The following is a 12,246-nucleotide window of genomic DNA, read 5'->3' on the forward strand; positions in this document are numbered from 1 at the left end:
AGGGTGGGAGGGGGATGTTCTCGGGTGGTGTCGTGGGGTCGGGTGTGTGGGGTCGCGACGGCGGGAGCGGGACGTCCTCGGGATCAGGCGGGGTGTCGGCGCGGTCGTGGGTGCTCGTGCCGTCGTTCTCCGCCTGGGTGGGGACCGGGGACGGAGTGCGGGGCCGTGACGGCGGGAGCGGGACGTCCTGGGGGAGCGGGCCGGCGGGCGCCTCGTCCGTGTCCGGGGTGTCCGCGGGTCCGTGCGCGGCGGCGGTGTCGTCCCGGTTCGGTTCTCCCCGCTCGGGTTGCGGTCCGGTCCGTGGGGGCGGGTTGGTGGCGCCCTGGCGCTGACCGGAGCCGTCACCGCTCCGGGGGGACGGTGCCGTCTCCCCGGGCACGGGTGTGGCGGGGCGTGAGGGCGGGAGCGGGATGTCCCGCGGGAGCGGATCGGTCCCGACGGAGCCGGAGCTCCCGGTGGGCGCGGGTAGGGACCCGTCCCGGGCCGTGCGACTGTCGGTTCGCGGGGGTGGCGGGGCGCCGTCACCGGGCCCCGCGCCGGTGTCGCCGTCGACGGTCGTGGCGGCGTGGGTGGCCGACGAGGGCGTGTCCTCGGACACGGGCGTGCCGGGACGCGACGTCGGCAGCGGCACGTCCTCGGGGGCTGTGCTGGCGGACGGTTGACTCCTGTCGGCGCCGACGGAGTGTGTGTCCGGCACGTTCACCGCAACCGGCGGAGGGACCGGTGTCGCCGTCGGCGGTGCCGTCCTCGGTACGTCGGCCGTTGCCGGGGAACCGGTCCCCGTCCGCAGTTCGGCGTGGAACAGGTCCGTGAGGCCGCGGACGCCGGTCCCGTTCGGGGCCCTCCCCTCCGCACCGGCGGCACCGCCGCCCCGCACGGGGGGCGGCCCGTCGCCGGTCGAGGCGGGGCGTGGGTCCGGTGCACCGTCAGGTGTCGGCGTTCGCGGGGTGCCGTTTCCGGAAGCGGTCTCCGACGGTGCGGAGCCATCGTCCGGTGCGGGACCGCCCTCGGTGCGGGTGGGACCGCCCTCGGCCGCCGGAGCGGGGCCGGCTGCGGGGGCGTCGGTGTCCGGTGGCGCGATGTCCAGGTCGCGCAGGCCGTCGATCGCGCCGACCAGTCCCATGGTGGACAGCTGCTGCACCACCGATGTCGTCGCGCCGGCGACGGCGGACATTCCCGACGCCTTCCACTCGCCCTCCGGGGAGAACAGGAGGTTGGTGAGCCCTTCGCCGACGTACCCCTCCACGGCTCCCGAGGCGGCGCCCAGGCCGAGGTCGAGGAGGCGGTCGCGCCATCCGGTGCCGAACTCGCGCACGGTTCTGGCCAGGGCGGCGGGCACGTCGTGGGCGAGGTGGTCGCGGGTGGCCCGCGGCAGCGGCAGGGGAGAGAGCAGGTCGTCGAGCGCGGAGTCCAGGCCGGGCGTGTCCCACCTCCTGAGGAGGGTGTCCGCGTAGTCGCGCCCGAGGTCACGTGCGGCCCTCCCACCCAGTACCGAACCGAGGTGCCGCTCGAAGGTCGTGGCCGCCTCGTCGAGGAACCTCAGCCCGGCCCCGGAGGATCTCCACCCGCCCCCGGGGATCTGGGCGGGTGTCAGGAAGGCGGAGGAGTTGCGGCTGAACAGGTGGGACAGGTCCCGGCCGAACCGGGGCGTCATGTCGCCGTCGCCGGGTGGGTCGACACTGCCCGGCCGGTCCGTGGAGGGCGGGTCGTCCGCGCGTGGGGGAGGGGACGCGGGCGGGTCGGGAACGTCGCGCGGCGGCGTCGACGGGTCCGGCGGCGGATCCCGGGTGAGTGACCGCGGAGGCGGTGCGGCGGTGTCGGCGGACGCGTCCCCGATACTGTCTCCGAGGCTTTTGGAGAGCCGACCAGCCAGGAGGAGGTCGGTGCCCAGGGACAGCCCGGCGCTGAGCAGTCCCTCCACGAACGCCCCGGCGGCGGCCATGCGGGTGAGCTCCTTGTCCCACTCGTCCCGGTTCCCCTGGTCCATCTGGATCCGCTGGATGAGCAGGTCCATCGTCACCCCGAACAGCTGGGCGATGAACAGGTGGCTCAGCAGGTTGCGCACCAGCCAGTCGAGGATGTTGCGGATCATCGTCTGGCGGATGAATCTGAAGACGGAGATCCAGGACAGGGAGGCGCCGAACGTCCAGTAGGACATCGCCACGGCCCAGGCGATCTCCAGGGCCAGCTGGATGAGCTGGCCGATGATCATCCACTTGGCGTACTCGACCTGGTTGGCGGCCTGGCGCGCGTACACACGGATCTCCTCCGCGAGCCGTGCGGCCTCGCCCAGGTAGTCGCGCCCGCCCGCGGTGAACTGGGCCAGGGACCTCTCGAAGTAGGCGGTGGTCCGGCTGTCGAAGGTCGAACCGACCTTGCGCCGCAGCACGATCACCAGCTCGGGCAGTTCGGTGTCGAGGATGTGCTGGACGGTCTCGTACATGTCGGACAGGTCGCGCAGCCGGTCCTCGTCCACGTCCGGCCACCGGGTCCCGGTGAGGCCGTGGAAGAGATTGACGAGTTCGTTGGGAATCTGCATCCCCATCGGACGGTCCCACCTCAATCCCACACAGAACCACGGACTCGCAGGCCTGAAACAACATATCCGCAATTTTCGGCGTGTCAGTGAGAGGGGTTCGTGTTCATGGTGTGTTCGGTTTTTCGTCACCGGTGCCTGAGCCATCGATTCCCGTTCCACGGGCTGGTGGGGCTCGATGTTCCGTTTTATTCACCCGGAAAGGGATCATGTGAACGGCGGGGAAATTCTCCGGTGCCGACCCCCGCCCCGGTGGTGCGCGCGGGATGCCCTCACCATGGGTCTTTTCCGTCTGTTCCGCGTCTGTGGAGAAACGGGGGCCGTGCGGTGGTCACGTCAGCGCGTCGGCTTCGGGGCGGGCGGCGCGCACCGGTGCGGTGGCCCACCGGGCCAACACACGACGGCCCCGCCGAGGACTCGGCGGGGCCGTCACGCGTGCCAGGCGGATGCGGCGGTCGCCTCACGGCGCGGGGCACAACGCGGCTCCGGACCGCCCGCGAGGGGCGCGGTGTTCCGCGAAGGCGATGAGTGGAGCCCGGGGGACACTTGCTACCGCATCAGCCTGCGGTGGGTGTAACGGCCCGACCCCTCCGGATATTTCCCGCTCCGCCTCCCCCGTGGCCGGGGTCTCCCGTGGTGCGGCCTCATGAGCCTGACGACCTCTCGAGGATCACGCCCCGGTTCACCGGGGGCCGGGCAGGACGACGATCCGGCAGTGCGGTGCCGGGCACCGGGAGGGGGCTGCTCCGGAGGCGATGCTCTGCGGTCCCGTGCCCCGGGGCGGCCCGTCGGGTGCCATCGCAAAGAGGAGGGGCACCCCAAGCGCACGGTCCGTTCGCCCGCCCGCTCTCAGTCCCGGGACCGGAGGTCCTCCGCACCCGGGCCGCGCAGGCCGTCGAGCGCCGTCCTGCGGCCGGAGAGGGCGAGCAGCAGGTCGAGCGCGCTGCCGGAGACCGCCGGGCCGTCGCCGAGCTCCACACCGTGGTCGGTGGCGTCGAGACGCAGCCCGGCCGCCCGCTCCTTCCCGCCGCCGAAGGCCACCGGCGTGCGCGCCTGGAGCAGGAGCGCGCGGACCACCGCCTCCGACGGGTACGCGCGGACGATCCCCAGGGGGCGCCGGATGTCCTCGCCGTGGACGACCTCCTCCACGAGCCGGGTGTCCAGGGGCGCCGGCGGCCTCGTCGTCCTTGACGCGACCTCCCGCAACCGGTCCAGGGTGTCCGTCGGTCCGTCCCCCTGTTCCCGGGCGATGCCGGCCCCGTTGAGCCGGTGGAAGTCCAGCCGCGCCCGCAGCATGCCGAGGACGAAGCCGAGCCGTGTCGTGCGCGCCGAGTCGACCAGGTGCGCAGCCACGTCGTGCACCGTCCAGCCGTCGCAGAGCGAGGGCGTCGCCCACCGGTCCGGCGGCACGTGGGCCAGGTCGTCGATGAGGGCGCGGCGCTCGGCGTGCACGAGCCTCCAGACCTCGTTCACGGAGCCGTCCGTTCCGGCCGGGACCGGGCGTCGCGGTCCGCGGTCACACGGCCGCCCGCGGTCGTCGCGAGGGCGTTCATGAGGACACCGGCCCGATGCTCACCCGCACGCTGTCCCCCGCCTGCTTGCCGAGCGTCCTGCGGGTGGCGGCCTTCACCGGCCCGATGTGGCCGCCCTTGGTGGGCATGAGCGTGATCTCCACGGGCATCGCGTCGACGGTCCCGTGGACGCGCACCGGCCGCCGGGTACCGAAGAACTCCGCGGAATCGGGCACGTCGAAGACGGTCCAGGCCGCGTCCCCCGGGATGACGCGCAGCTCGGCCTCGAAGACGAGCGGTGTGTCGGCGGACATGACTCCCTCACTTTCTGGACTGAAGAGTCTTACTTCTCTGACACTAGACTGGCAAGTATGATTTCCACAAGGGCAGAGGGGGAGTGAGCGCGTGCGCCCCAGTTCGATCCACAAGCGGGAGGCCGCGCTCGCGGCGGCCGAGCGCCAGTTCCTGGCCACCGGGTACGAGTCGGTGACCATGGACTCGATCGCGAGCGAGTCCGGCGTCGCGAAGCAGACGCTGTACAGCCACTTCGGCAGCAAGCGCGCGCTCTTCCTCGAACTGGTCACCTCCAAGACCGTGGCGGCGAGCGGCCACGTGCTCGCCGAGCCGCCGCGGCTCCGACGCGACTCCGATCCGCGCACCGTCCTCGGCGAGGTCCTGCGCGCCCAGCTCGCGACGGTGCTGGATCCGTCGATCCTCGGCCTGCGGAGGCTGGTCATCGGCGAGGCGGCCCGGTCCCCGGAACTGGCCGCCGCGCTGTACGAGCACGGCCCCCGCAGGGCGATCTCCTCGCTCGCCGCGATCCTGCGCGGCTTCTCCGACCTCGGGATCCTGCGCGTACCCGACGCCGAACTCGCCGCGACCCAGCTGAACTGGATCGTCATGGGCGAACCGGTCAACCGGGCCATGCTGCTGGGGGACGGCGCCGCGCACCTGAGTGAGAGCGAGGCCGAACGGCAGGTCGAGGCGGGACTCGACACGTTCCTCCCGAGCGTGCTCGGCCCCGGCGACACGGTTCGGGGGTCTGCCGGGGGCGGCCCAGGACGGACCGAAAGCGACGGCGGGGGCTCCTCCGCGGCGCCTGGACGCGCGTACTCCTAGCCCCGTGAACGGGCGAACCGGAGGTGTGCCGGTGGTCGGCCCGGCCGGGCGCACGGAGCGTTCCTCGGATGCGCGGGTGCGACGGAGCCCGGGCGAGGTGGACCGACCAGGACGCCGACCCCCAAGCCGTGCGGGAGGCGGCCGGGCGGATCGGGCGAGCGCGGGTTCGCGCAGGACCGGTCAGCGGGCTGCCGGGCCGGTGGAGCCGCGGATGACCAGGTGGGAGGGGAGCATCACCCGCCGGTCGGGCGCACGGGCCGTGGAGCGGGACCTGTTCTCCAGGAGCAGTTCCACGGCGCTGCGGCCCGCCTCGTCCTGGGGCCCCGCCAGGGTCGTGAGCGCGGGCACGCAGAAGTCGGCCCCGAAGATGTCGTCGTAGCCCACCACGCTGATCCGCTCGGGGACCTCCACCCCCCGTTCGGCCAGGCGGCGCAGCACGCCGATGGCCAGCAGGTCGTTGTGCGCGACCACGGCCGTCGCCCCCGTCACCAGGGCGGCGTCGGCCGCCGCTCCGCCGCCGACCACGCGGGGAGGGAACGGCCCCAGGCGCGTCGCCCTCATCCCGAGGTTCCGGGCGCCGTCGAGCAGCCCCCGCCACCGCTCACCGGCCAGCCAGGACTGGTGCGGTCCCGACAGGTAGACCAGCCTCCGGTGGCCGAGCGAGGCCAGGTGCTCCACGATCTGGCGGCTGCCCGCGCGGCTGTCGACCACGGCGCCGGGCAGGCCCCGCACCTCGCGGTTGACCAGGACCAGGTTGTGCTCCTCGGCCAGCTCCAGTATGTCCTCGTCCGACATCCGGCTCGACGCCAGCACGAAGCCGTCCACCGATCGCGCCAGGTGTTCGATCTTCGTGCGCTCGGTGTCGGCCGACTCCTCGGTGTCGCTGAGGATGAAGGTGATCCCGGCCGCGGAGGCGCGGCGCTCGGCGCCTCGGATCGTGCCGAAGAAGTGCGGGTTGGTGATGTCGGGGACCAGCATCGCCACGGTCGCGGTCCGCCCGGACTGCAACGCCGTCGCCAGCGGACTGGGCCGGTAGCCCAGCCGCTCGGCGACGTCGAGGATGTGGTCGCGGGTGGTGGCGTTGACACGGCGGGGGTCGCGCAGGGCCCGGGACACCGTGGAGGCGGCGACGCCCGCCTCCCGGGCCACGTCGTAGATGGTGGTGCGCTTCGGGGAGTTCACAGCGTCCCTTCTACGTGCTTTGACAACTTTTGGCAATCGCTTGCCATGACACGAGCGAGAAACCTAGGGTTCACACCACGTCGCGGGTGATGCCGATCACGCACCCCATGACCTGCACCGACATCGTTCTCGTCCGTTGAGTGGAGTCCGCCCGGATGGCTGACAGACCCCCGCCCCCCGGCAACACACCACGCCCGCCGCGCCCCGCGGCGGTGCGGTGGCTGGAAACCGCAGAACTGGCCACCGGAGTCGCTCTGCTCGCCCTGATCCTCGTGCTCATCCTCACCCAGGCCGTCCAGCGCCACCTGCCCGTCGAGGGTTGGGTCTGGACCGGCGAGCTGGCCCGCCTCGGGCTGGTCTGGCTCACGTTCTCCCTGGTCGCCCACCTGTTGGGCCGGGACGAGCACATCACCCTCAAGGTGCTCGACCTCGTCCTCGGCGACCGCGGGCTGCGGGCGGTGTGGGCGCTGGCCAACCTCGTGGTCGCGGCGGTGGGCGTGCTGCTCACCCTGGAGGCCGTCGAACTCGTCTTCGGCGGCTCCCCGCAGTCCACACCGGCGTTGGGGATCCCCGTGTCCTGGACCTACGCCATCCCGCTGGCGGGCGTCGCGCTCATGTCGCTGCGTGCCCTGGCCAACGCCGTACTGGTGCCGGGACCGCCCCAGCCCGAGCGGCGCGACTCCCAGGAGGCGGCCCGATGAGCGCGCTGCTGGTCGTCCTGGGCATCCTCGTCCTGCTGTCGCTGCGGGTGCCCATCGCCTTCGCGATCCTGGGCCCGTGCCTGACCTACATGGCGGTCGGCGGACAGTCCACGGGGCTGAGCCTGCGCACCGCCGCCCAGGAGGTCAACAGCTTCCCCCTCCTGGCGGTCCCGCTGTTCATCCTCCTCGGCGTCGTCGCCAACCACACCGGGATCGCCGACCGTCTCTTCGACTTCGCCCGCGTCCTGCTCGGCCGTGCGCGCGGCGGCCTCGGCTACGTCAACATCGGTGTGAGCGTCGGCTTCTCCTGGATCAGCGGCACGGCCCTGGCCGACGTCGCCGGCATGGGCAAGATGATGGTTCCGGCCATGACCAAGGCCGGATACCCCAGGCGCTTCACCCTGGGCCTGACCGCCTCCACCAGCCTGATCAGCCCGGTGATGCCGCCCAGCATCCCCGCGATCGTGTACGCGTCGGTCGCGGCGGTCTCCACCGCGGCCCTGTTCGCCGCGGCGGTGGTCCCCGCCCTGCTGATGGCGGGGGGACTGACCCTGGCGGTGTTCCTGTGGGCGCGCACCAAGCCCGAACTCGCCGGAACCCGGGCGTCGCGCGGTGAGCTGGGCGCCGCGGCACGGCGCGCGCTGGGCCCGCTGCTCGCCCCCGTCCTGCTGCTCGGCGGGATCCTCAGCGGACTGTTCACCCCCACCGAGGCCGCGTCGGTCGGTGTCGCCTACGTCCTGCTCCTGGGCCTGGTCTACCGCAGGCTGACCTGGCGGGCCCTGTGGCGCATCGGAGTGGAGACCGCCACCACGGCCGCCTCCATCACGATCATCCTCGCCGCCTCCGGCCTCCTGGGCTGGGTCCTGGCGCGCGAACAGGTCCCCCAGCAGGTCGCGACCTTCCTGCTGGGCCTGACCGACGACCCCACGGTCCTCCTGCTGCTGGTGAGCGCGGTCCTCATCCTCATCGGGACCGTGCTGGAACCCATCGCCGCCCTGGTCATCACCGTGCCGGTCCTGCTGCCCGTCGCCGTCCGGCTCGGCGCCGACCCGGTCCACTTCGGTGTGATCACCATCCTCTGCCTGATGATCGGCCTGCTCACGCCCCCGATCGGCGGTGTGCTCTTCGTCCTGGGCTCGGCCACCCGCACACCCATGCACGAGGTGTTCCGCGGTACCGCGCCCTTCCTGCTCCCCCTGGCGGCGGTCCTGCTGCTCCTGATCCTCATGCCCGACCTGGTCCTGTTCCTGCCCGGACTCCTGGACCTGTGACACCCCTTCCCAAGGAGGAATCCCCCATGCGCACGACGACCCGACTGGCGGCCCTGGTTCCCGCACTGGTACTGGCCGCCACGGCCTGCGGCACCGGCGGCGGATCGGCCGACGGCGAACTCACCCTCACCTTCGCCAACAGCTACACGCCCGACCACCCGCACACCCGCTGCGGGATCGACCTGGTCGCGGAGCGCGTCGCGGAGGCCGACGCCGGGTTCTCCGTCGACACGTTCCCGGGCAGCCAGCTCGGCAACAACACCGAGACCTTCGCCTCGGTCATGTCCGGCGACATCGACCTCGACGTGCAGGGCTCGGCCGCCCTCGGCGCCTCCTACGAGCCGATCGGCGTCCTGGACGCCGCCTACGCCTTCCGGGACGCCGACCACCTGTTCGCCTACTTCGACTCCGAGGCGTCCCAGGGGCTGCGGGACGGCTTCGAGGAGGCCACCGGAGCCAGGATCCTCGACGCCTGGTACTTCGGCGACCGCCACTTCACCGCCAACCAGCCCATCCGCACCCCCGAGGACCTCGAAGGGCTGCGGATGCGCTTCCCCGACTCACCCATCTACCTCGCCAACGCCGAGGCGCTGGGGGCCGAGCCGACCACGGTCGCCTTCGAGGAGGTCTACCTCGCCCTGCAACAGGGGACCGTCGACGGCCAGGAGAACCCCATCCCGACCATCGACGGGGACAACTTCGTCGAGGTCCAGTCGCACATCAGCCTCAGCGGCCACCAGGTCGGCTCGCAGATGATCGTGGTCTCCGGACAGACCTGGGACGCGCTGTCGACCGAGCAGCAGGAGGTGCTCCAGGAGGCGGTCAGCTCGGTCCGCGAGGACAACCGCGCCTGCATCGAGGAGGCCGAGGAACAGATCCTGGAGGAGTGGCGCGCGGACGGCTCCATCGAGGTCGTCGACGACGTGGACGTCGAGGCGTTCCGGACCCGGGTCCGGAACCACTTCGCGGAGAACCTGGAGGGCGAGCAGCGCGAGCTCTACGAGTCCTTCCAGGAGACCGAGTAACCACGGGAAGAGAGAGGAGGGGCACGACGCATGCGGCGTTCCATAGCCACCGTGTCACTCAGCGGAACCCTGGAGGAGAAGCTCGGGGCCGCGGCCCGGGCGGGGTTCGACGGTGTGGAGATCTTCGAGAACGACCTCATCGGCTCGGCGCTCCCGCCCCGCCGGGTCCGGGAGATGGCCGGGTCACTCGGCCTGACCATCGACCTCTACCAGCCCTTCCGTGACTTCGAGGGGGTGGACCAGGCCCAGCTGGAGCGCAACCTCCGGCGCGCCGAGGCCAAGTTCGAGCTCATGGTGGAGCTGGGGACGGACGTGATGCTCGTGTGTTCCAGCGTCGCGCCGGACTCCACGGGCGACGACGCCCGCTCGGCCGCGCAGCTGCACCGACTGGCCGAGGCCGCCGCCCCCTACGGGGTCCGTGTCGCCTACGAGGCGCTGGCGTGGGGACGGTGGGTCGACGACTACCGGCACGCCTGGCGCCTCGTCCGGGAGGCCGACCACCCCGGGCTCGGGGTGTGCCTGGACAGCTTCCACATCCTGTCCCGCGGCCACGACCCCTCCGGGATCCGGGACATCCCCGGGGACAGGATCCTCTACCTCCAACTCGCGGACGCACCCCTCATGCCCATGGACGTCCTGCACTGGAGCCGCCACCACCGCTGCTTCCCCGGACAGGGCGCGTTCGACCTGGCGGAGTTCACCGGACACGTGCTCGCCGCCGGGTACACGGGGCCGCTGTCCCTGGAGGTGTTCAACGACGTCTTCCGGGCCTCCGACCCCGAACGCACGGCCGCCGACGCCCTGCGTTCCCTGGTCGTCCTGGAGGACGAGATCGCCCGGGGCCGGACCCGGGACCGGGAGCCGTCGAACAGCGGTCGCGCGGTCGAACTCACGCGGCTGTCGGCGCCGACCCGGGCCCGCGGATACGCGTTCGTCGAGGTCGCCGCCTCCGACCACGCCATGCCGAAGGTCCGCGGCGCGCTGGCGTCCCTGGGCTTCCGGCACACCCGGGACCACCGCTCCAAACCGGTGCAGCTGTGGGCCAACGGGGACGCGCGCGTGCTGCTCAACGCCACCGACCCCCAGCTCGGACACACCTGGAGCGGCGACGCCGCGGTGACGGCCCTGGGCGTCGACGTCGTGGACGCCGGTGCGGCGATGCGGCGGGCGGAGCGGCTGCTGGCGCCGCCCCTGCCCCGGCGGCGCGACCCCGCCGAGTCGGAACTGAGCGCCGTCGCCGCCCCCGACGGCACCTCGGTCTTCTTCTGCCCGCACGACCCGGAGGCGGGCCAGGACTGGTGCGCCGACTTCACCGTCCCGGCCTCGGACGACGGCCGGGGCAGCACGGGGGCGGGCGGCGACCCAGGTGAGGGCGCCCTCACCGGCATCGACCACGTGGGGCTGTTCCAGCCCTTCGACCACTTCGACGAGGCGTCCCTGTTCTACCGTTCGGTGCTGGGCCTGGAACCCGACGACGGGGTCGAACTGGCCGGACCCGACGGCATGGTGCGCAGCAGGGCGATGAGCCGCGGCGGAGAGGGACCGCGCATCGCCCTGAACGCCTCCCTGCTGGGGCGAGGGCCGTACGGGGACGCACGGGGCGGTCCGCAGCACATCGCCTTCGGGACCGGGGACGTGTTCGCGGTCGCCCGGGCCATGCGGGCCGACGGCGCCGAACCGCTGCGCATACCCGACAACTACTACGCGGACCTGGCCTGCCGCACGGACCTGGAACCGGTGGCCATCGAGCGCATGCGCGAGCACGGCGTCCTCTACGACCGGGTCGGGGACGGCGAGTTCCTCCACTTCTACACGCCGATGCTCGACGGGCGGCTCTTCCTGGAGGTCGTGCAGCGCGCGGGCGGCTACGCGGGCTACGGTTCCGCCAACAGCCCGTTCCGCATGGCCGCGCAGAGAGCGGGGACCGACAGGTGAGCGTGAGGACGCGTGTCGCGACGGCGGACACCACCAGCCGCTCCTACCTCGTGGGACTCATCGGAACGGGGATCGGCCCCTCCCTGACCCCGTCGATGCACGAGCGCGAGGCCGCCGAACACCGCCGTCGCCTCATCTACCGGACCATCGACCTCGCGGAGCTGGGCCTGGAACCGGACTCGGCCGTCGACCTGGTGCGGGCCGCACGCCACCTGGGTTTCGATGGCCTCAACATCACCCACCCCTGCAAGCAGGCGGTCCTGCCCGGACTGGACCGCCTGACGCCCGACGCCGCGGCCCTCGGGGCGGTGAACACGGTGGTGTTCGAATCAGGCCAGGCGATCGGGCACAACACCGACTGGTCGGCGTTCGCCCACTGCCTGGAACGCGGACTGCCCGACGGCGCCCGCGACAGGGTCGTGGTCCTGGGCGCCGGAGGCGCGGGCGCGGCCGTCGCCTACGCGCTGCTCGGATCCGGCGCGGGGCAGGTGACCGTGGTCGACACGTGTGCGGACCGGGCCCGGGCCCTGGCCCAACGCCTCGACGGGCACTTCCCGGGAGCGGACTGCCGGGCGGGCGGGACGGAGGAGGTCGAGGGTCTGCTGTCACGGGCGGACGGCATGGTCAACGCGACACCGATCGGGATGGCGCACCATCCGGGCGTCCCCGTACCCGCCGACCTGCTGCGCCCGCCCATGTGGGTGGCCGACGTCGTCTACCGCCCCCTGCGCACCGAACTGCTGAGCCTGGCGGAGAGCCGGGGATGCCCCACGGTCGCGGGAGGGGAGATGGCCGTGTTCCAGGCCAGTCAGGCGTTCAGCCTCTTCACGGGTCTGGAACCCGACCCCGACCGCATGCTCGCGCACTTTCGCGCACTGATCGCCTGAGGGTTCGGGGCGGTCGCAGGACGGGGCCGCCGCGGGCCCCTCCACCACGGGGGCGGGCAGCCGGGAACTGCCCGCCCCG

Annotated in this window: 10 protein-coding genes; 6 read left to right on the plus strand and 4 right to left on the minus strand. The window is 72.6% G+C overall.

Annotation, left to right across the window (positions count from 1 at the left end; translation table 11 throughout):
• The 3 genes from ACTVAJ_RS25215 to ACTVAJ_RS25225 form a co-directional block, all read right to left on the minus strand.
• Positions 1–2,545: WXG100-like domain-containing protein (locus ACTVAJ_RS25215; protein WP_470390750.1), on the minus strand; the 2,545-nt coding region annotated here is incomplete at its 3' end.
• A gap of 840 nt (positions 2,546–3,385) precedes the next feature.
• Entirely contained in the window at positions 3,386–4,009 is a 624-nt protein-coding gene (locus ACTVAJ_RS25220) for a maleylpyruvate isomerase family mycothiol-dependent enzyme (RefSeq protein ID WP_470390751.1), read from the minus strand.
• A gap of 76 nt (positions 4,010–4,085) precedes the next feature.
• A complete protein-coding gene (locus ACTVAJ_RS25225) occupies positions 4,086–4,361 on the minus strand; it encodes a DUF1905 domain-containing protein (RefSeq protein ID WP_470390752.1) in 276 nt (91 codons plus the stop codon).
• 91 nt (positions 4,362–4,452) lie between these two features.
• Between ACTVAJ_RS25225 and ACTVAJ_RS25230 the strand changes: the two genes are divergently transcribed.
• Positions 4,453–5,166: a TetR/AcrR family transcriptional regulator gene (locus tag ACTVAJ_RS25230; protein ID WP_470390753.1), complete on the plus strand. Its 714-nt coding sequence runs from the start codon at positions 4,453–4,455 to the stop codon at positions 5,164–5,166.
• 180 nt (positions 5,167–5,346) lie between these two features.
• Here ACTVAJ_RS25230 and ACTVAJ_RS25235 read toward each other — a convergent pair whose 3' ends face one another.
• The gene (locus ACTVAJ_RS25235) at positions 5,347–6,348 is read right to left on the minus strand and encodes a LacI family DNA-binding transcriptional regulator (RefSeq protein WP_470390754.1); all 1,002 of its coding nucleotides are present in this window, start codon (positions 6,346–6,348) and stop codon (positions 5,347–5,349) included.
• 155 nt (positions 6,349–6,503) lie between these two features.
• Between ACTVAJ_RS25235 and ACTVAJ_RS25240 the strand changes: the two genes are divergently transcribed.
• The 5 genes from ACTVAJ_RS25240 to ACTVAJ_RS25260 are packed head-to-tail and all read left to right on the plus strand — an operon-like array spanning position 6,504 to position 12,167.
• On the plus strand, positions 6,504–7,049 hold the full coding sequence (locus tag ACTVAJ_RS25240; protein WP_470390755.1) for a TRAP transporter small permease: 546 nt from the start codon (positions 6,504–6,506) through the stop codon (positions 7,047–7,049).
• Positions 7,046–8,320 carry a TRAP transporter large permease gene (locus ACTVAJ_RS25245; protein WP_470390756.1) on the plus strand — a complete coding sequence of 425 codons (1,275 nt, stop codon included), beginning with the start codon at positions 7,046–7,048 and terminating at the stop codon, positions 8,318–8,320. Before ACTVAJ_RS25240 ends, ACTVAJ_RS25245 begins: the two co-directional genes overlap by 4 nt.
• A 26-nt stretch (positions 8,321–8,346) precedes the next feature.
• On the plus strand, positions 8,347–9,345 hold the full coding sequence (locus tag ACTVAJ_RS25250; RefSeq protein ID WP_470390757.1) for a DctP family TRAP transporter solute-binding subunit: 999 nt from the start codon (positions 8,347–8,349) through the stop codon (positions 9,343–9,345).
• Between the two features lie 30 nt (positions 9,346–9,375).
• Positions 9,376–11,280: a bifunctional sugar phosphate isomerase/epimerase/4-hydroxyphenylpyruvate dioxygenase family protein gene (locus ACTVAJ_RS25255; RefSeq protein ID WP_470390758.1), complete on the plus strand. Its 1,905-nt coding sequence runs from the start codon at positions 9,376–9,378 to the stop codon at positions 11,278–11,280.
• A gap of 2 nt (positions 11,281–11,282) precedes the next feature.
• Positions 11,283–12,167, plus strand: a complete 885-nt coding sequence (locus ACTVAJ_RS25260) for a shikimate dehydrogenase (protein WP_470390759.1) — start codon at positions 11,283–11,285, stop codon at positions 12,165–12,167.
• Positions 12,168–12,246 lie beyond the last annotated feature (79 nt).

Source organism: Nocardiopsis sp. KDC1DS13DA1 (genome assembly GCF_055632325.1).

Excerpts from the sequence above, each read along its gene's own strand:
- ACTVAJ_RS25225 (WP_470390752.1), bottom strand. The coding sequence starts at position 4,361 with ATGTCCGCCGACACACCGCTCGTCTTCGAGGCCGAGCTGCGCGTCATC.
- ACTVAJ_RS25240 (WP_470390755.1), top strand. The coding sequence starts at position 6,504 with ATGGCTGACAGACCCCCGCCCCCCGGCAACACACCACGCCCGCCGCGC.
- ACTVAJ_RS25245 (WP_470390756.1), top strand. The coding sequence starts at position 7,046 with ATGAGCGCGCTGCTGGTCGTCCTGGGCATCCTCGTCCTGCTGTCGCTG.
- ACTVAJ_RS25250 (WP_470390757.1), top strand. The coding sequence starts at position 8,347 with ATGCGCACGACGACCCGACTGGCGGCCCTGGTTCCCGCACTGGTACTG.
- ACTVAJ_RS25255 (WP_470390758.1), top strand. The coding sequence starts at position 9,376 with ATGCGGCGTTCCATAGCCACCGTGTCACTCAGCGGAACCCTGGAGGAG.